Source organism: Streptomyces sp. NPDC008092 (genome assembly GCF_042957285.1).
GTDB lineage: Bacteria > Actinomycetota > Actinomycetes > Streptomycetales > Streptomycetaceae > Streptomyces.
Map to the genome: position 1 here is coordinate 522,370 of NZ_JBIBHY010000006.1, position 17,321 is coordinate 539,690.

Annotated in this window: 18 protein-coding genes; 13 read left to right on the forward strand and 5 right to left on the reverse strand. The window is 71.4% G+C overall.

Annotated features, from left to right (window positions below; translation table 11 throughout):
- Nucleotides 1–212 precede the first annotated feature (212 nt).
- A complete protein-coding gene (locus tag ACFZB3_RS22310; protein WP_391377536.1) occupies nt 213–1,859 on the forward strand; it encodes an FAD-dependent monooxygenase in 1,647 nt (548 codons plus the stop codon).
- A 198-nt stretch (nt 1,860–2,057) separates the two neighbouring features.
- On the opposite strand, the gene ACFZB3_RS22315 is transcribed toward ACFZB3_RS22310, so the two are convergent.
- A complete protein-coding gene (locus tag ACFZB3_RS22315) occupies nt 2,058–2,525 on the reverse strand; it encodes an RDD family protein (protein WP_391377538.1) in 468 nt (155 codons plus the stop codon).
- Nucleotides 2,526–2,736: 211 nt separating this feature from the next.
- On the opposite strand from ACFZB3_RS22315, the gene glnA reads away from it, so the two are divergent.
- Nucleotides 2,737–4,146, forward strand: a complete 1,410-nt coding sequence (gene glnA / locus ACFZB3_RS22320; RefSeq protein ID WP_123977765.1) for a type I glutamate--ammonia ligase — start codon at nt 2,737–2,739, stop codon at nt 4,144–4,146.
- Between the two features lie 68 nt (nt 4,147–4,214).
- Here glnA and ACFZB3_RS22325 read toward each other — a convergent pair whose 3' ends face one another.
- Complete coding sequence (locus tag ACFZB3_RS22325; RefSeq protein WP_391377540.1) at nt 4,215–5,072, reverse strand: hypothetical protein; 858 nt, start codon at nt 5,070–5,072, stop codon at nt 4,215–4,217.
- A gap of 286 nt (nt 5,073–5,358) precedes the next feature.
- On the opposite strand from ACFZB3_RS22325, the gene ACFZB3_RS22330 reads away from it, so the two are divergent.
- From ACFZB3_RS22330 to ACFZB3_RS22350, 5 genes are all read left to right on the forward strand, one after another.
- Nucleotides 5,359–6,753 (forward strand): hypothetical protein, encoded by a 1,395-nt coding sequence (locus ACFZB3_RS22330; protein ID WP_391377542.1) that lies wholly within the window; start codon nt 5,359–5,361, stop codon nt 6,751–6,753.
- A complete protein-coding gene (locus ACFZB3_RS22335) occupies nt 6,747–6,929 on the forward strand; it encodes a hypothetical protein (protein WP_391377545.1) in 183 nt (60 codons plus the stop codon). The genes ACFZB3_RS22330 and ACFZB3_RS22335 overlap by 7 nt, the downstream gene beginning before the upstream one ends.
- Nucleotides 6,930–7,031: 102 nt before the next feature.
- Nucleotides 7,032–7,289, forward strand: coding sequence for a hypothetical protein (locus ACFZB3_RS22340; protein WP_391377548.1), 258 nt, complete (start codon nt 7,032–7,034; stop codon nt 7,287–7,289).
- Between the two features lie 121 nt (nt 7,290–7,410).
- On the forward strand, nt 7,411–8,331 hold the full coding sequence (htpX, locus tag ACFZB3_RS22345; protein WP_391377550.1) for a zinc metalloprotease HtpX: 921 nt from the start codon (nt 7,411–7,413) through the stop codon (nt 8,329–8,331).
- Nucleotides 8,332–8,333: 2 nt separating this feature from the next.
- Complete coding sequence (locus ACFZB3_RS22350; RefSeq protein ID WP_391377859.1) at nt 8,334–8,918, forward strand: hypothetical protein; 585 nt, start codon at nt 8,334–8,336, stop codon at nt 8,916–8,918.
- Between the two features lie 21 nt (nt 8,919–8,939).
- Here ACFZB3_RS22350 and ACFZB3_RS22355 read toward each other — a convergent pair whose 3' ends face one another.
- Nucleotides 8,940–9,224 (reverse strand): hypothetical protein, encoded by a 285-nt coding sequence (locus tag ACFZB3_RS22355; RefSeq protein ID WP_123977762.1) that lies wholly within the window; start codon nt 9,222–9,224, stop codon nt 8,940–8,942.
- A 239-nt stretch (nt 9,225–9,463) separates the two neighbouring features.
- On the opposite strand from ACFZB3_RS22355, the gene ACFZB3_RS22360 reads away from it, so the two are divergent.
- Nucleotides 9,464–10,198 carry an alpha/beta fold hydrolase gene (locus tag ACFZB3_RS22360; protein WP_391377552.1) on the forward strand — a complete coding sequence of 245 codons (735 nt, stop codon included), beginning with the start codon at nt 9,464–9,466 and terminating at the stop codon, nt 10,196–10,198.
- 15 nt (nt 10,199–10,213) lie between these two features.
- Here ACFZB3_RS22360 and ACFZB3_RS22365 read toward each other — a convergent pair whose 3' ends face one another.
- On the reverse strand, nt 10,214–11,554 hold the full coding sequence (locus ACFZB3_RS22365; protein WP_391377554.1) for a DUF2252 family protein: 1,341 nt from the start codon (nt 11,552–11,554) through the stop codon (nt 10,214–10,216).
- 150 nt (nt 11,555–11,704) lie between these two features.
- Between ACFZB3_RS22365 and ACFZB3_RS22370 the strand changes: the two genes are divergently transcribed.
- A complete protein-coding gene (locus tag ACFZB3_RS22370) occupies nt 11,705–12,889 on the forward strand; it encodes a DNA glycosylase AlkZ-like family protein (protein ID WP_391377556.1) in 1,185 nt (394 codons plus the stop codon).
- 244 nt (nt 12,890–13,133) lie between these two features.
- On the opposite strand, the gene ACFZB3_RS22375 is transcribed toward ACFZB3_RS22370, so the two are convergent.
- Nucleotides 13,134–13,454, reverse strand: coding sequence for a hypothetical protein (locus ACFZB3_RS22375; RefSeq protein ID WP_089101213.1), 321 nt, complete (start codon nt 13,452–13,454; stop codon nt 13,134–13,136).
- A 231-nt stretch (nt 13,455–13,685) separates the two neighbouring features.
- On the opposite strand from ACFZB3_RS22375, the gene ACFZB3_RS22380 reads away from it, so the two are divergent.
- The 4 genes from ACFZB3_RS22380 to ACFZB3_RS22395 all read left to right on the forward strand — a co-directional run bounded on the left by ACFZB3_RS22380 (nt 13,686) and on the right by ACFZB3_RS22395 (nt 17,193).
- Nucleotides 13,686–14,054, forward strand: a complete 369-nt coding sequence (locus ACFZB3_RS22380) for an ArsC/Spx/MgsR family protein (RefSeq protein ID WP_391377558.1) — start codon at nt 13,686–13,688, stop codon at nt 14,052–14,054.
- Nucleotides 14,055–14,175: 121 nt separating this feature from the next.
- Nucleotides 14,176–14,880, forward strand: coding sequence for a hypothetical protein (locus tag ACFZB3_RS22385; protein ID WP_391377560.1), 705 nt, complete (start codon nt 14,176–14,178; stop codon nt 14,878–14,880).
- A gap of 322 nt (nt 14,881–15,202) precedes the next feature.
- Entirely contained in the window at nt 15,203–16,234 is a 1,032-nt protein-coding gene (glnII, locus tag ACFZB3_RS22390) for a glutamine synthetase (RefSeq protein ID WP_390037900.1), read from the forward strand.
- A 377-nt stretch (nt 16,235–16,611) separates the two neighbouring features.
- Nucleotides 16,612–17,193 (forward strand): winged helix-turn-helix domain-containing protein, encoded by a 582-nt coding sequence (locus tag ACFZB3_RS22395; RefSeq protein ID WP_391377562.1) that lies wholly within the window; start codon nt 16,612–16,614, stop codon nt 17,191–17,193.
- Nucleotides 17,194–17,321 lie beyond the last annotated feature (128 nt).

The window sequence follows — 17,321 nt, forward strand, 5'->3', positions numbered from 1 at the left end:
GCTTCGCACATCTCCTTCGCTGGGCAGCGGCCTGCGCCTTCGCCGATGACGCGGCGTCAGCGCTTCTTGATCCTGTGCCGGTCCTCCGAAGCGCGCGACTCGCGTGAACCAGGTGGGTGATTGAGCCCGCGGAACCCCTCCCGAGGGGGCCCGGACGGGGCATGGACGTTGCAACGCAGCTGACGCACCAACACCCGCCTCTGGAGTGCCCGATGCACCAGAAAACCGATCACCAGGTCCCCGTCCTCGTGGTGGGCGGCTCCCTCGTGGGCCTGTCCATGTCCCTCTTCCTGGGCCGACTGGGCGTACGCCACATGCTCGTCGAGAGACACTCCGGGACCTCGATCCACCCACGCGGCCGGGGCAACAACGTGCGGACGATGGAGCTGTTCCGGAGAGCGGGCATCGAGCCGGACATCAGGGCCGCGGCCTCCCTCCTCGCCGACAACCACGGCATCCTGCAGACCCCGACGCTGGTCGGCGACGCCGGCGAATGGCTGTTCAAGGAGATCGACCCCGGCGGCGGACTGGCGCGGTTCAGCCCGACGGCCTGGTGCCTGTGCAGCCAGAACGACCTCGAACCGGTACTCCGCCGGGCGGCCGAATCGCTCACCGGCGAGCTGCGCTACTTCCACGAGATGGAGTCCTTCGAACAGGACCCCGAAGGAGTGACGGCGTACGTCCGCGACCGTGACTCCGACCGGATGTACACCGTCCGCGCGGACTACCTGGTCGCGGCCGACGGCCCGCGCTCCCCGGTCCGCGGCCGGCTCGGCATCGGCCAGACGGGCCCCGGCGACCTGTTCGCGAACGTCAGCATCACCTTCCGTTCCAAGCTGCTCCAGAACACGGTCGGGGACCGCCGGTTCATCTGCTGCTACCTCACCGACCCGGAGGCGGACGGCGCCCTCCTCCCCGTGGACAACAAGGAGCGCTGGGTCTTCCACGCGCCCTGGCACCCCGAACGCGGCGAAACCCTCGACGAGTTCACGGAGGAGCGCCTCACCCGGCACATCCGGCGGGCGGTCGGCGTCCCCGACCTCGACGTCGAGATCACCGGCCGGGCGTCCTGGCGGGCGGCCGAACGGGTCGCGGAACGCTACGCCGACCGGCGGGTCTTCCTGGCCGGCGACTCCGCGCACGAGATGTCCCCGACGGGGGCCTTCGGCTCCAACACCGGCATCCAGGACGCCCACAACCTCGCGTGGAAGCTGGCGGCGGTCCTGGACGGCTGGGCCGGCCCCGGCCTGCTGGAGTCGTACGACGCCGAGCGCCGCCCGATCGCCCTAGCCACCAGCGCCCGCGCCTCCGCCCGCTCCGTGGAGCACAGCCACCCGGGCTTCGCGCCGGCCCCCGGCGTCGGCGCCGACCGGCGCGGCGGCATCCTCAACATCGTCCTCGGCTACCGCTACCCGAAGGGCGCGGTCCTCGGCGCCGACCCGGACCAGCCGCTCGTACCCAACGGGATGAACCTCACCGGCCAGCCGGGCAGCCGGGCCCCGCACCTGTGGCTGCGCCGGGAGGGGGAGCGGGTGTCCACGCTCGACCTGTACGAGCGGTCGATGGTGCTGCTGAGCGACGCGGACTCGGCGGGCGGCGCCGCCTGGCACGCGGCCGCCCGGCGGATCGCGGACACGGAGCGGCTACGGCTGGACACGTACCGCGTCGGCGCGGCGGGCGATCTTGTGTACGACGCGGAGGAGGGCGACGGCGGCTGGACGGCGGCGCACGGTACGACGGCGGAGGGCGCGGTGCTGGTACGGCCGGACGGGTACGTGGCGTGGCGCTCGGAGGACGCCGTGCCCGACCCGGAGGGAGAGTTGCGGGACGTACTGGCGCGGGTGCTGCGGAGGAGGTGAGCGGGGGTGGGGGGCCGGGGTTGTGGATGGGCGGGGGTGGGGACGCTTACCGGCGCTTGCAGGTTGCCGCCGCGCCCACCCGTGCCGCCCTGCGGCACGCCTGCCCGCAGCTATGTAGCTGACGCGACTGCAGCGCCCCGTCAGGGGCGCGGGGAACTGCGCGACCAGCCCCCACCGGCCCGCAGCCGAACCGCTACCTCACATACGGACCTCTACGGTCTTCGCCAGCCGGTCGTGCAGCCCCCTGCCGTCCCGGTCCCAGACCAGCGCCGGGATCGCGAGGCACAGCAGCACCGTGCGGGCCAGGGCGCGCAGCGGCTGCACCCGGCCGGTGTCGACGCCGACGACCCGCAGCCGGAACAGCCGCTTACCCGGCGTGAACCCGATCGTGCCCACCGTGAGGACGCCCAGGACGAAGAAGACGAGAAGGGCCCAGTTGCCGGTCGCCGGGGTGTAGCCGTCGGTGATCAGGCCGTATGCGATCAAGACGCACAGCGCCCAGTCCACGACCAGCGCGCCGAGCCGCCGCCCGGGGCGGGCGATGGAGCCCGGCCCCTCCTCGGGCAGACCCAGCTGCTCGCCCCGGTACCCGAACTCGGCACCCGCGTCCTCCATGGCCGCGCGGGGTCCGGAGAGCCACGATCCGATTGCTTGCCTGTTGTCCACCCGTCCACGGTACTGGGCCCGGCCGGGGCCCTGGGTCGGCGGGGTGCCACGGGCTACCGTGGAGCCGAGGTCGGTTAACTTCAGCGAAACAAATGGGTCACGCCCGAGAAATCACCCGTCCCTAGGGTCGAGGACAACGTGTGCCACCGCACTGGCCGCACGAACGAACTACCACCCCGGCACGGGAACGGCCGGGAGTAGGAGGAGCTGGATGTTCCAGAACGCCGACGAGGCCAAGAAGTTCATCGCGGACGAGGACGTCAAGTTCATCGACGTCCGTTTCTGCGACCTGCCGGGCGTCATGCAGCACTTCACGCTGCCCGTCGAGGCGTTCGACCCGGACGAGGAGCTCGCCTTCGACGGTTCGTCGATCCGTGGCTTCCAGGCGATCCACGAGTCCGACATGGCGCTGCGCGCGGACCTGTCGACCGCCCGGGTGGACTCGTTCCGCCGGGACAAGACGCTCAACATCAACTTCTTCATCCACGACCCGATCACGGGCGAGCAGTACTCCCGTGACCCGCGCAACGTGGCGAAGAAGGCGGAGGCGTACCTGGCGTCGACCGGTATCGCCGACACCGCGTACTTCGGCCCCGAGGCCGAGTTCTACGTCTTCGACAGCGTCCGTTTCGCCACCTCGGCGAACGAGAGCTTCTACCACATCGACTCCGAGGCGGGTGCCTGGAACACGGGCGCGCTGGAGGACAACCGCGGTTACAAGGTCCGCTACAAGGGCGGCTACTTCCCGGTCCCGCCGGTCGACCACTTCGCCGACCTGCGCGCCGAGATCTCCCTGGAGCTGGCCAAGTCCGGCCTCCAGGTCGAGCGCCAGCACCACGAGGTGGGCACCGCCGGGCAGGCGGAGATCAACTACAAGTTCAACACGCTGCTCGCCGCCGCCGACGACCTCCAGCTCTTCAAGTACATCGTGAAGAACGTGGCCTGGCGCAACGGCAAGACCGCGACCTTCATGCCGAAGCCGATCTTCGGCGACAACGGCTCGGGCATGCACGTCCACCAGTCCCTGTGGGCCGGCGGCTCTCCCCTCTTCTACGACGAGGCCGGCTACGCGGGCCTGTCGGACACCGCCCGCTACTACATCGGCGGCATCCTCAAGCACGCCCCGTCGCTGCTCGCCTTCACCAACCCGACGGTGAACTCGTACCACCGCCTGGTCCCGGGCTTCGAGGCGCCGATCAACCTGGTGTACTCGCAGCGCAACCGCTCCGCCGCGATGCGTATCCCGATCACGGGTTCGAACCCGAAGGCCAAGCGCGTCGAGTTCCGCGCGCCCGACTCCTCCGGCAACCCGTACCTGGCCTTCTCGGCCCTGCTCCTCGCGGGCCTGGACGGCATCAAGAACAAGATCGAGCCGGCCGAGCCGATCGACAAGGACCTCTACGAGCTGGCTCCCGAGGAGCACGCGAACGTCGCCCAGGTCCCGACCTCCCTCCCGGCCGTCCTGGACTCCCTGGAGCGCGACCACGAGTTCCTGCTCGCCGGTGACGTCTTCACGCCCGACCTGATCGAGACGTGGATCGACTTCAAGCGCACCAACGAGATCGCCCCGCTGCAGCTGCGCCCGCACCCGCACGAGTTCGAGCTGTACTTCGACGTGTGATCGTCGGCACCTTCGAGTGCTTCCGGGGCCGCCGTCCGTGAGGACGGCGGCCCCGCCGCGTTGTGCCGTCAGTCGGTGGAGGGCTCGGGGACCCGCCAGACGATGCGGAAGCGTTCGGCGTCCGGCAGACCGAACGGGCCCACCGGACCGATCGTCCTGATGAGGTATCCCAGGACCATGCGCTGCGCCTCTTCCGAGACCTCGTCCCAGGTGCCGGGCGTCACGATCATCACCTCGCGCATGAGGCTCAGGTCCGACTCGTTCTCCAGCATCTCGGCCCGGTCGTCCCGGTCCATCGTCTCGTCGGCACGCATCGCCCGGATCGACTCGGCGAGGAGATTGGGCTCGCGGTCCAGGCGCCGGAGAGCCTCCCGGCAGCCGTACCGGAACGCGGCGTACGCCTCCATGGCCTCCCGGTCGGGATTGCGATAGCCGTAGGGCGCGCCCGCGTCCGCGCCCACGTAGTCGCCCTTCAGCATGTGCAGCAGGACACGGAGCGTGTGTTCCGCGCCCTGTTCCTCGATCTCTCTCACCACCACCCGGATCCAGTCGTCCTCCGACACGAGCGGCTCGTGCGGAACGGCGAGCGACGGATGGATCTCGATGGCGTTGAAGGGGTTGAGCATCGCGCCCATGACCAGTTCCGGCGACCAGCTGCCGTCCTCGCCGCCCCAGCCGCCGTTGACGAGTTCCTGGAACGACTTCAGCGCGCCGGACTCGCCCTCGCCGATCGCGCGCCAAAGCGGTAGGAACCTGGCCGTCTCGGACTCCTCGTCCCGGGGCGGGCTGCACTGCCCGGCCAGCACCACGACGATGTCGTGGACGGTCTCCCAGCGCGGCACCCGGGTCCCGTTGACGGCGGACCTCACGGTCTCGTGGCTGGCTCCGGACAGCAGGTCATCGCGGCCGCGGATGAGCCCGCTCATCTGCCGGAAGCTCAACCGGCCGACGGCTCGGTGCAGTTCCTGCAGTGCTGCGACCAACTCCCCGTGTGGTCCCGCCGGTCGGGACTGCGTGCTGGACGGGGCCAAGGGGGTTCCTCCCGGTTCGAGGTGTCAAGTTCCGCCAACACGGTAGAAGCCACAGACCAGGACAGAGTCAGGATGCGTCAAGTCGGCCGCCCCGGACGCCAAACCGTGACTCGCGGCCGGGCGGCGAGGTGAGCATGGTGAGGGCGCCGACGGAGCGCCGTCACCGAGGAGTTGCCCGCCCATGCACATCCCCGCCTACGCCCATGACACGATCCGCGCCGCCCTGCCCGGCATGCCCACCTCCCGTCAGGTGGGGGCCCTGGACTGCTGTCTTTGCGACGAGCCGTTCGGCGAGGACCGTGGAGCGGTACCACTCGGCCCGACGCCGACATCCGGGCTGTTCGCGTGCGGCCCCTGTCTGACTCGACTGGTGAGACGGGCCCGCCGGTCCCGCGATGCCCGACTGGTCCGGGACGCCGAACGGGCCCGGACCGAGGCCTCCGTCTGGGAGGCGGAGTGCGAGCGTTATCTGGCCGGTGTCACCAGCGTGCGCGAGGCGGCCGAGGCCGTCGCCGGGCTGGTGGCGGAGGGGGATGTGGAGCCACTGCGGATCGCCTGGCTGTACGTGTCCCTGGAGTCGGCGTACACCTGGACCCCCGAGGAGGTTCCAGAGCCCCCGGCGTCCGTCGGCTCCGACACCTCGGCGCTGCGGGACGAGCGTTTCAGGCTCGGCCTGGAGATGATCTCCGTACGCGAGGCGGTGGCCGACCGGCTCGTCTATCACCTGATCAACGAGGCCGCGCCCGCCGAGCCGGACTTCTGCGAGGAGCTGGAATGCGCGGAGGACTGCTCCGGACGGCACGACACCGAGCACATCGACTGCGGCCCGGACACGATCTTCGAGGACCTGGCGACGCACGGGGTCGAAATCGAGCGCCCCGACGGCGTCCCCACGCCGGCACCACCGCCGGAGCGGCCGGACCGGGCCATCGACGACAACGACCTGGTGGACGTCCTCACGCACTTCGGCATCGACGCCGACGACACGGAGACGGTGGTCAGCGCCGCGGCGGTCGGTCTGCTCGCCGTTTCCTGGCGGGACGGACCGCTGGAGGAGATCTGCGCGGCCGAACGTGGGCCGAGCGCCGCGGAGGTCCTCGCGCAGAGCGTCGACCTGTACCGCAGAGCCCGGGCGGCGCTGCTCGCCGCCCGGGACGAGGGGCCCGAAGCGCTGCTCGCCTTCCAGGCGGTCGCCTCGGACCTGGACCTGCCCTGGGCCGGCGGTTCGGACTTCACGCTTCGGGGCTGTGGGGAGCCCACTGAGGAATTCGTGAAAAACGTCGACGACCGCGTCTGGTACACGTCGGAGGTCATGCGGGAACAGGGCTGGCGCACGGGGGTGCTCCAACGAGCCGCCTCGTCCGTGGTCGTCGCTCCCGCCCACTTCGGCATGCCGGGCTGGCCCACCACCGTGGCCTCGACCCTGAAACATCTCGCCGCTCTGGACCGGTCGGAAGCACCCACCGCCCTGGCCGACCTGGCGCAGGTCGAGACCGCGCTGCTGGAGGCGCCGGACCGACTGGGTGTCGAAGCCCTCGACTGGATCGTCGGCCGCTCCCCGCTCAGCCCATGGTGAGGTGGGACGGCGTCACGCTGGTGATCCTCGCCGCCTCCGGATGCGTTTCGCTGCTGTTGGCCCAGATCAACGACGTGCTCGGCAGACTGCCACAGATCATCCGGGCCTGGCGGCGGGTACGGCGTGAGCTGAGCCGCGGCAGGGACGAGCCGCCGGGCGGGCCGGACGGCGGCTGAAGGCGGGGGCGGCAGGTGGTGGAACCCTTCACGCTTCCCAGACCTCCTGCTGTCAGGGAATCATCCTCCTTGGCTCTGTCCGACGGGAGAGGTTGCACGGGGATGACGGAACAAGGCGACGAACAGCACGAGTTCGACCTCGGGTGGGCCGCCGAGGCGGAGCACAAGGAGCCGTCCGCGCGGGCGCGCATGCTGGCTGCCCGGTGGCGGGAGAACCCGCCGGACCCGGTGCCGTTCCGGCCGGATCCGGGCCCGGCGGCACCGCGGGGGTCGTCGTGGAGGTCGGCGGCGCTGGTGCTGGGGTGCGTGGCGGCGGTGATCCTGCTGCTGGGGTACATACAGACGCGTTCGCCCTATTAGGGAGGGCCGCGCGCTCACAGGTACCTTTTGCCGCTACTAGGCACGTTCGGAACCTTCTCATTGCCCCCGGCAGGTGCACACTGGACAGCGGGACGAGTGCCTGACTGCGGGGTGAGGCAAGATGCAGAGCCGCTTCCGGAGCGACCGCCGGCTGACCGTGCGGATGACGGTCACGCTGTTCCTGCTCGGGTTGTTGTACGTCGGCTTCGTAGCCGCGTTGATCGTGTTGCTGAAGTCGTGGCTGCTGGTCGTCGTGCTGGTGGGCGCGATGTTCGTGGCGCAGTTCTGGTTCTCCGACCGGATCGCGATGTTCGCCATGCGCGGGCGGGTCGTGGAGCGGGAGGAGTATCCCGAGCTGCATGCGGTGGTGGACCGGCTGTGTGCGATCGCGGACATGCCGAAGCCGGTCGTCGCCGTGTCCGAGATGGACATGCCGAACGCCTTTGCGACCGGGCGGAATCCCGATCACGCGGTGGTCTGCGTGACCACCGGGCTGCTGCGGCGGCTGGACCCCGCCGAGCTGGAGGGCGTGCTCGCGCACGAGCTGTCGCACGTGGCGCACAAGGACGTCGCCGTGATCACGGTCGCCTCCTTCCTGGGGGTCATCGCCGGGCTGATCGTGCGGTTCGCGTTCTACTCGCAGCTCTTCGGGGGCGGCCGGCGGGACCAGAACACCGCAGCGGTGTTCGCCGCGATCATCGGGGTCTCCGCGGCCGTGTACGCGATCAGCTTCCTGCTGATCAGGGCGCTGTCCCGGTACCGGGAGCTGGCCGCCGACCGAGCCGCCGCGCACCTCACCGGCCGGCCCTCCGCGCTGGCGTCGGCGCTCACCAAGGTCTCCGGTGACATCGCCCGGATCCCGACCAAGGACCTGCGCACGGCCCAGGCCTTCAACGCGTTCTACTTCACCCCGGCGACCGGCAAGGAGCCCGGCATCGAGCGCTTCTTCTCCACCCACCCGACCCTGGAGCAGCGGCTGGAGCAGCTGGGGCGGATCTCGGCGGAGCTGGGTGAGGCGGCGACGCCCGGAAAGGCCGGGTGAGCATGGGGTTCCTGGACATCCTGCTGGGCCGTACGAAGCCGGTCGCGCCCGATCTCGACCAGTTGTTCGCCCTGCCGTCGGCGGCGGTGACGCTGGAGGCGGCGGCCGGGTTCAGGCCCACCGGCGGGGGCGCGGTGTGCTTCGCCACCGTGGAGGGCGCGGCCTTCGAGCAGACCCACCGGGAGGTCCAGGCACTCCTCGACGCGGACTCGGACCGCGGCGGGGTCCCGGTGGAGCTGCACCAGGACGACTACGGGTACTCCTGGCTGGTCTCGCAGCGCTCCCCGGACCAGCTTCCGCAGCTGGTCAACGACCTGCACGCGGTGAACAGCTCGATGGAGGTCAACGGCTTCGGCCCGCAGCTGCTCTGTTCCCTGGCCGCCTTCGAGGACGAGCGCGGGCGCAGGCTCGCGCTCGTCTACCTCTACAAGCGGGGCACTTTCTACCCCTTCGCGCCGCTGCCCAGTTCCGGTCAGCGGCGGGACAGCGCGCTGGAGTTGCAGGTGAAGGCGGCGCTCGCCGCCGACCTGCGGATCGAGCAGGACCTCAGCCGCTGGTTCCCGGTCTGGGGTGCCCCCGGCCTCTGACCGGCCGGGGACACCTGCCGGCTACTTGCCCTTCTCGTTCTGCTGGCGCCTGGACTCCAGGGGGCGCTCGCGGCGGTACCGGCGCTCCCACTTGGCCTGCTGGTCACGGCGGTCGCGGTACGTCTTGTAGTCGCCGGCCATGCCCCCGCCCCCGCCGGACGAACCGCCCGACGAGGAGGCCGACGACGAACCCCGCCCGTACTGCACGTACAGGAAGAGCAGGGCGACGGCGGCGAGCCACCAGTTGTGGTTGCCGAATCCCAGGATGACCAGGACGACGGTTCCGGATAGGACGATGGTGCCCATGACGGGCCTCCGTGGCGTGGGTGTGTGAGCGGTCGACGGATCCGACGGCACGCGGGGGACGGGCGGCCGTCCGTCGGTGCGCGGCAGTGTAGTCCCGGGTCCCGGGGGCGCGGCCCGCCCTTCGGAAAGCGGTGGTGGACCACTCCGCAACGCCTCTCCAGCGTAGGGATCCGGTCACGCGGCGTGCATCCCGTTTTCGTGCGTGCACGCGTGGCCGCGGCCGTGGGTGAATGGGCCGCATGGTCCAACTCACCGAATTCACCCACGAGTACGACGGCGAACGGCTGCACGGGGTCCGCACCCCGACCACGGACGGCACGGACGGCACGGGCAGTCCGGTCGCCGTCCTGCTGCACGGCGCCGGTACCGGCAACGAGCGCCGGCTGCGGCCGCTGCTCGCGGAGTTCACCGCCCATGACTGCGCCGCGCTGGCCTTCGACTTCTCCGGCCACGGCGAAAGCTCCGGCGCGCTCGCGGAGTTGAGCCTGCGCCGCCGTTTCGAGCAGGCAGCGGCGGTGATCGACGCCCAGGCGGGGCCGGACCGCCCGCTGGTCATGGTGGGCTTCAGCATGAGCGGCCAGACGGTCGCGGATCTCGTACGGCACTACGGCGACCGGGCCGCGGCGATCGGCCTCTGCTCCCCCGCGGTCTACACCCCGGAGTCCTGGGACGTTCCCTTCGGCGAGGGCAACGGCCGCTTCACCGAGCTCATCCGGACCCCGGACTCCTGGCGCGCCTCCCCCGCCCTGGAGGCGCTGCGCACCTATCCGGGCCGTGCGGTACTGGCGGTGCCGGGCACGGACGCGGTGATCCCGCCGCAGGTGACGGAGGCCGTCCAGGACGCGCTGCGCGCCCGGTCCCGCTACACCCGCTTCGAACTCCCGGACGCGGAGCACCGGCTGGGCCTGTGGTTCCGCGACCACCCGGACGACTGGCGGGAGTTCGTCGCCACGCTGCTGAAGCTCGACGGCTGAGACGGCATCGCCGGCTCAGATCCCCGGCGCCGCCGTCAGGACGCCCGCGGTGACGGCGGCGCCGAGGGCGGCGTGGTCGGTGGCGGTCTGGTCGGCGTAGGCGAGGGCGAAGTCGGTGACCGCGTGGTCGAAGGTGTCGGTGCCGCCCAGGTAGGCGGCGACGGCGATGCGGTCACCGGAACGGGCGTGGGCGCGGGCCAGGGCCGTACCGCACAGGGTGGCGTAGCCGCGCAGGCCGTCCGGGTCCATGGCGGCGACCTCGGCGGAACCCTTCGTGTCGCGCAGTTGCCGCCAGTAGAAGGCTCGCCCCTGCGGCCCGGTCAGCCACCCCAGGAAGATGTCCCCCGCGGCCTGGAGCAGCCGCTGCCCGGCGACCACCCGGTGCCCGTGGTGGACGTACGGGCCGCTCGGCAGATACTGCTCGAGTACGGACGTCCGGGCCTCCTTGATCTGCAGGAACAGCGCGTCGTCGGCGTCCCGGCCGGCCAGCAGCACGAGGAAGCAGCGGGTGCCGACGCTGCCGACGCCGACGACCTTGCGGGCCGCGTCGACGAAGCGGTAGCGGTCGAGGAGGAGCCTGCGCTCCCCGGCGAGGGTGGAGCGGTAGTCGCTGAAGATCTTGCGCAGGGAGGCCATGTCGGAGGCGCCGGCCGGTTCGAGGAGCGGCGGGTCCTTGATGATGCGGCGCTGTCCGCCGGTCGTCTCGGTGAGCCGGCCGAGCGCGTGCAGGCTGGTGCGGCGCCGGGCCCGGGTGAGGGTGTCCTCGATCCGGCGCCGGTGGCGCGCGGAGCGGACCAGGGCCGTCAGGCTGTCGGCGTCGACCCGCTCGTACCAGACGGCGAGTTCCCCGAGCCCCGCCAGCCGCCGCATGGCGGTCCGGTACGCGGCCACGGCCGCCCTGGCGGAGGCGCGGGCCTCCGGGTCGCTGTGCCCGTTCTCGCGGGCGGCGACGGCGACGGAGGCGGCGAGCCGTTTGACGTCCCACTCGAAGGGCCCGGGGAACGTCTCGTCGAAGTCGTTCAGGTCGAAGAGCAGGGACCGCTCCGGGGAGGCGTACAGCCCGAAGTTCAGCAGGTGCGCGTCGCCGCAGAGCTGCACGGTGAGCCCGGTGTGCGGGCGGGCGGCGAGGTCGGCGGCCATCACGGCGGCCGCGCCGCGCAGGAAGGCGGAGGGCGAGCCGGCCATCCGCCCGTACCGGATCGGCAGCAGCTCGGGCAGCCGGTCGCGGCCCTGCCGCTCCAGTACGGCGACGGGGTCGGGGCGGTCGACGGAGGGCAGCCAGCAGGCGTGCGCCGAGCGGGGAGCCAGCTTGCGGGCGGCCTTTCCGCGGGCGGCACGGTCGGCGGGTGTGGTCATACGGCGCTCCCCTCGGTCGGCTGCTCCCTCCTTGACCTGCTGATCGCAGTGAAAGGGAGGAGCGGGGGCGCCCGCATGCCGAACCCGGCGAACAGGTGATTGTCAGTGGCGTCGGGCAGGATGCGGTCAGGAGTCCACGGGGAGGTCGGGATGAGCGGCGGGCGGCGGCACATCGGGGTGGCGGAGCGGCGGGCCAGGCTGGCGTTGCGCCATCGGCTGGCGGGCCCGGCGCGGGCGGCGACGCCGGAGGAGGTCGCCGGGGCGCTGGTGGCGCTGCACGGCTCGGATCCGGCGACGGTGTTCCTGGCGGTGGGGGGGCGGCTGGCCGACGCGGCGAAGACCGTGCCGGAGACGGAGCGGGCCCTGTACGAGGACCGCACGCTGGTGCGGATGCACGGCATGCGGCACACGGTGTTCGTCTTCCCCGCGGATCTCACGGCGGTCGTGCACGCCTCGACGGGCCTGACGGTGGCCGCCCGCGAGCGTGCCGGGCTGGTGAAGGACATGGCGCGGGCCGGCGCCCCGGACGCGGCCTGGCTCGCGGAGGTCGAGTCCTCGGCGCTGGCCGAACTGGCCCGGCTCGGCCAGGCGACGGCGGCGGAACTGGCGGCCGCCGAACCGCGCCTGCGCGAGCAGTTCACGTACGCCGCGGGCAAGAGCTACGAGGGCGTCCACACCGTCTCGACGCGCCTGCTGAGGGTCCTGGGCGTGGAGGGCAAGGTGGTGCGGGGCCGCCCGCTGGGCTCCTGGACGTCCAGCCAGTTCCGCTGGGCACCGGCACCGGAGCATCCGGAGCTGGACCCGGCCGAGGCCCAGGCGGTCCTGCTGAACCGCTGGCTGCACGCCTGCGGCCCGGCCACGGAAGCGGACCTGAAGTGGTGGACGGGGTGGCGGGTGACCGAGGTCCGCCGGGCGCTGACCGCGATCGGAGCGGAGCCGGTGACCCTGGACGAGGACGAGACGGGGTACGTGACCGCCGGCGATCTGCCGCCGGTCCCCGGGCCGGCCGGCCCCTGGGCGGCCCTCCTCCCCGCCCTCGACCCGACGGCCATGGCATGGCAGCGGCGGGACTGGTACCTGCCCGCCGAACTGCGGCCGCTGCTCTTCGACAGAAGCGGCAACGTGGGGCCGACGGTGTGGTGGAACGGGCTGGTGGTGGGCGGCTGGGCGCAGCGCCGGGACGGCGGGATCGTCTGGCGGATCCCCGACCCGGGCATCCGGAGGGAGGCCGAGCAGGCGGTGGCGGCGGAGGCGGAGCGGCTGCGCGGCTGGGCGGGAGCGGCGACGGTGACACCGCGGTTCCGGACGCCGCTGGAGCGGGAGCTGAGCGGGTGAGCGGATCCCTGCGGGTGAGGGCCGGGGGGTAGGGACGCTTACCGGCGCCGGCTGAGGAGCCCCGTAAGGGGCGCTGGGGGTCCCCCCGGCCGAAGGCTGGGGGAGGAACTGCGCGAGCAACCCCCACCGGCCCGCAGCCGGACCACAGGGGCCGCCCCCCCGACGCGGGGGCCTGGGGGCGGCAGCCCCCGGTCGGGCCAGCGCCGGGCGCCGCGCACAACACACGGCACCCGGCACCATCGGCTCACCGCGAATATCGCATCAGCGCCCGCACCATGTGGCACGTCGTGTCCGACGGCGGGTGGATCCCGATGCTCTCCGCCGTGCTCCGTATCGTCTCGTTGCGCGCCTGGTTGGGCAGGTAGACGCCGGAGTCGAGCAGGGCGATGGCGAGGCGCATGGCCTTCAGGCGGCGGTTGTGGGTGACGTACCACTCGCGTGGCCGCCCGGCCGGCAGCGGACGCTTCTCCGCCGGCGCGTACGGCGAGTCGAGCAGCACCGCACGCTTCGCGGTGGACTGGGTCGGCAGGGACTTCGGCTTCGGCTTCAGTGCGGCAGCGGGCACAGGCATCCTCCTGTCGCGGTCGGAGCGCCTCCGGACTTCCCGGCGCCCCTCTCGAACACTGCCTCCAGTGTACCGGCCGGCACTGACAACGAGACAGCCCGCAGAGGCACCGAACAGCCAGGTGGAGAAGGGTTTTTCGGGTGGGGCGCGATGGGCGTGAGAGGCTCTCACGCCACCCCCTGAAATTCGAACAGAGCGGCTCCGGGCGGCGGCTCGCGTACCGTTCGCCGCATGGAGATCTGGATCAACCCCGCCTGCTCGAAGTGCCGCAGCGCGATCGGCCTGCTCGATGCCGAGGGGGCCGACTACACCGTCCGCCGCTACCTGGAGGACGTGCCGACCGCGGACGAGATCAGGGCCGTCCTCGAACGGCTCGGGCTCGAACCGTGGGACGTCACCCGCACCCAGGAGGCGGTCGCCAAGGAACTGGGGCTGAAGGCGTGGGCGCGGGACGCGGACACGCGCGAGCGGTGGATCACGGCCCTCGCCGAGCACCCCAGGCTGATCCAGCGGCCGATCATCACCGCCGACGACGGCACCGCGGTGATCGCCCGCACCGACGAGGCCGTACAGGAAGCACTGGCCAGGGGCAAGAGCTGAACAGCCCTCAACTCCAATGTGACGTAGGTTACTTCAGTGACTCCTGTAACTGCTGAGTAACGACGTTCGGTATCTCGTACCTATCGGCGTACGTTCCCCCACCCCCTTTCAGGAGGCGCGCATGTCGCGTAGGAGAACTCTCGGCGCCAAGAAGACGATCGCGCTGCTGGTCGGCGCCGCGGCCGTGGCCGGCGGCGGGGCCTTCGTCCTGGCGTCCACCTCGAACGCCGCGCAGACTTCGCAGAGCGCGAAGACCCTGTCGTCCGCGGCGGACTCGACCGTCTGCTCGGGGCTGGCCACGGCCCTCGGCAACAACCAGAAGTTCATCGCGGACCAGAAGGCGAACCCGGACGCACAGTCGTCGGCCCGGATCGCCAACCGCGAGGCGGTCGTCGCACAGATCAAGGTCCAGCAGAAGGCGTCCGGTTGCGTCGTTGGGGAGTCGGCTCAGGGCTCCCAGGCGGCGAGCGGGACGCAGACGGGCCAGACCGGGCAGGCCGGCCAGACCGCCACGGCAGCGCCCTCGAAGAGCGCTGCCACCGGCAACACGGGCAACACCGGGGGCACCGCCGCCTCCGGGCAGCAGGTCTGCAAGGGCTCGACGGTCACGCTGTCCGGTGAGGCCGGCGCACCGGCCGCCTCCAGCAACCAGTTCCCGGCGGGGACCACGCTGAAGGTCACCAACCTGGACAACAACAAGTCCACCACGGTGAAGGTCACGTCGGTCTCGGGCAGTTGCGTGCTGCTCAACAACGCGGCCTTCGAACAGGTCCGGGAGCCCGGCAAGTTCCTGATCCGCCGCGCGCTGATCGAGAAGGTCGGCTGACCCGGACCGACAGGTCGAAGCGGCAGGTCGAAGCGGCAGGTCGCGGCGACGGTTCGCGGCTCGGCCGCCGGCCTTTACGGAGGGAAGGCCGGCGGCCGCCGCGAAGGGCGGGTACGGTGCCCGAATTGGGCTCCGTACCCCGCCCGCGCGGCTCTCACAACGTGAGCCGCGCCACAGAACCACCAGGTAACACCGGGTTCACATTCGAGCAATGATCGGGAAATCGCCTGTTGACAGGCTGCCGGGCAACACCGAGGCGCCCCAGTGCCGTAGCGCCACTGCACCCGCAAGTGCGCCCGACCCACCCCGAAGGATGTGGCCCGTGACCTTCAAGGCTGAGTACATCTGGATCGACGGCACCGAGCCGACGGCCAAGCTGCGTTCGAAGACGAAGATCATCGCGGGCGCCCCCGCCGGTCTCGACGCGCTGCCGATCTGGGGCTTCGACGGGTCCTCCACGAACCAGGCCGAGGGGCACTCCTCGGACCGTGTGCTGAAGCCGGTCTTCACCTGCCCCGACCCGATCCGCGGCGGCGACGACGTCCTCGTCCTGTGCGAGGTCCTGGACATCGACTTCACCCCGCACTCCTCCAACACGCGTGCCGCGCTGGTCGAGGTCGCCGAGAAGTTCGCCTCCCAGGAGCCGATCTTCGGCATAGAGCAGGAGTACACCTTCTTCGACGGCTCCCGCCCGCTGGGCTTCCCCGAGGGCGGCTTCCCGGCCCCCCAGGGCGGCTACTACTGCGGTGTCGGCGCCGACGAGATCTTCGGCCGCGAGATCGTCGAAGCGCACCTGGACAACTGCCTGAAGGCGGGTCTCGCGATCTCCGGCATCAACGCCGAGGTCATGCCCGGCCAGTGGGAGTTCCAGGTCGGCCCGGTCTCCCCGCTGGAGGTCTCCGACCACCTGTGGGTGGCCCGCTGGCTGCTCTACCGCACCGCCGAGGACTTCGGCGTCTCCGCGACCCTCGACCCGAAGCCGGTCAAGGGCGACTGGAACGGCGCTGGCGCGCACACCAACTTCTCCACCAAGGCGATGCGCGAGGGCTACGACGCGATCATCACCGCCTGCGAGTCGCTCGGTGAGGGCTCCAAGCCGCTCGACCACGTCAAGAACTACGGCGCGGGCATCGACGACCGCCTGACCGGTCTGCACGAGACCGCCCCGTGGAACGAGTACTCCTACGGCGTCTCCAACCGCGGTGCCTCGGTCCGTATCCCGTGGCAGGTCGAGAAGGACGGCAAGGGCTACATCGAGGACCGCCGCCCGAACGCCAACGTCGACCCGTACGTCGTCACCCGGCTGATCGTCGACACCTGCTGCACCGCTCTGGACAAGGCCGGCCAGGCCTGATCCCCGGCCGACTCTCCCGAAGGGGCGCCCACCGTGACGGTGGGCGCCCCTTCGGCATGACGCCATGCCAAAGAAGCGTCCAAGCAGTGAGAGGAGGGTCCTGTTTCCCGGCTGTGTCTGCTTCAATGGGCGCATGGCCAGCTTCCAGAAGTGCAGCGCGACGGGTCGCCAGGACCTTGAGCCGTTCTGGCCTTCTCGTCAGCACCACGACTTCGACCGGGTGTGTTGCCGCGCGATGAACGCGCGGGCCCTCTAAAGCCGTACACCCCGGCCTTCGGCCAGCGCGGAACGCAGTACGTCCCCGCGGCGCGCCCGACCACGAATCGCGGCCGTCGCCCTCGACCGACTGACTCCTCGCGCGAAAGAGCTGACGTCTCATGGCGACCACTCGTTCTCTCTCCTCCGCCTCCTCGCCCGGCCGGCACCGGCTGCGTGCCGTCGACCGGGACGAGGTCGTGAACATGGCGGACCTGCTGCCGCCGGGCGCCACCTGGCTGCCCGCCCCGCAGCACACCCTGCCGACCCTGCCGGGCCAGCCGCCGATGATCGGCTACCTGGTGCTGGTCCCGGCGGACCAGCAGCCGCCCTTCCTGCCGGTCGCGGTGCCGGACCCGCAGGAGCCGGCCGCGGAACCCGCCGCAGCGGGCGCGACCGAAACCGGCACCCGGCCGCTCGTCACCGTCGACGCCGTGGAGCGCACCGCCCAGGTCGACGGGCGTGAACTCGACCTCACCTACCTGGAGTTCGAGCTGCTCGCCCATCTGGTGGCGCATCCGGGCCGGGTGCACACCCGCGACCAGCTGGTCACCACGGTCTGGGGCTACGGCCACGTCGGCGACGGCCGCACGGTCGACGTCCATGTCGCCCGGCTGCGCCGCAAGCTCGGCGCGGAGCACCGGCGGGCGATCCAGACGGTCCGCCGGGTGGGATACAAGTACACCCCGCCGACGGGCCGCTGACGGGCGCGCACCTGACGGTATACGTGCCTGTCGAGCGGCTCGGTGCACGACTCGACCCCGATGTCGATGTGGGGTGCCCTGCAGACCCGTCGCAGAGGTCGTGATCAGTCTGCAGGCCGGTGGGGGCT

Bases quoted from the DNA above. Each gene is read 5' to 3' on its own strand.
- glnA (WP_123977765.1), top strand. From the start codon at position 2,737: ATGTTCCAGAACGCCGACGAGGCCAAGAAGTTCATCGCGGACGAGGAC.
- ACFZB3_RS22330 (WP_391377542.1), top strand. From the start codon at position 5,359: ATGCACATCCCCGCCTACGCCCATGACACGATCCGCGCCGCCCTGCCC.
- ACFZB3_RS22350 (WP_391377859.1), top strand. From the start codon at position 8,334: ATGGGGTTCCTGGACATCCTGCTGGGCCGTACGAAGCCGGTCGCGCCC.
- ACFZB3_RS22380 (WP_391377558.1), top strand. From the start codon at position 13,686: ATGGAGATCTGGATCAACCCCGCCTGCTCGAAGTGCCGCAGCGCGATC.
- htpX (WP_391377550.1), top strand. From the start codon at position 7,411: ATGCAGAGCCGCTTCCGGAGCGACCGCCGGCTGACCGTGCGGATGACG.
- ACFZB3_RS22340 (WP_391377548.1), top strand. From the start codon at position 7,032: ATGACGGAACAAGGCGACGAACAGCACGAGTTCGACCTCGGGTGGGCC.
- ACFZB3_RS22395 (WP_391377562.1), top strand. From the start codon at position 16,612: ATGGCGACCACTCGTTCTCTCTCCTCCGCCTCCTCGCCCGGCCGGCAC.
- ACFZB3_RS22355 (WP_123977762.1), bottom strand. From the start codon at position 9,224: ATGGGCACCATCGTCCTATCCGGAACCGTCGTCCTGGTCATCCTGGGA.
- ACFZB3_RS22325 (WP_391377540.1), bottom strand. From the start codon at position 5,072: ATGAGCGGGCTCATCCGCGGCCGCGATGACCTGCTGTCCGGAGCCAGC.
- ACFZB3_RS22365 (WP_391377554.1), bottom strand. From the start codon at position 11,554: ATGACCACACCCGCCGACCGTGCCGCCCGCGGAAAGGCCGCCCGCAAG.
- ACFZB3_RS22385 (WP_391377560.1), top strand. From the start codon at position 14,176: ATGTCGCGTAGGAGAACTCTCGGCGCCAAGAAGACGATCGCGCTGCTG.
- ACFZB3_RS22370 (WP_391377556.1), top strand. From the start codon at position 11,705: ATGAGCGGCGGGCGGCGGCACATCGGGGTGGCGGAGCGGCGGGCCAGG.
- ACFZB3_RS22335 (WP_391377545.1), top strand. From the start codon at position 6,747: ATGGTGAGGTGGGACGGCGTCACGCTGGTGATCCTCGCCGCCTCCGGA.
- ACFZB3_RS22360 (WP_391377552.1), top strand. From the start codon at position 9,464: ATGGTCCAACTCACCGAATTCACCCACGAGTACGACGGCGAACGGCTG.
- ACFZB3_RS22310 (WP_391377536.1), top strand. From the start codon at position 213: ATGCACCAGAAAACCGATCACCAGGTCCCCGTCCTCGTGGTGGGCGGC.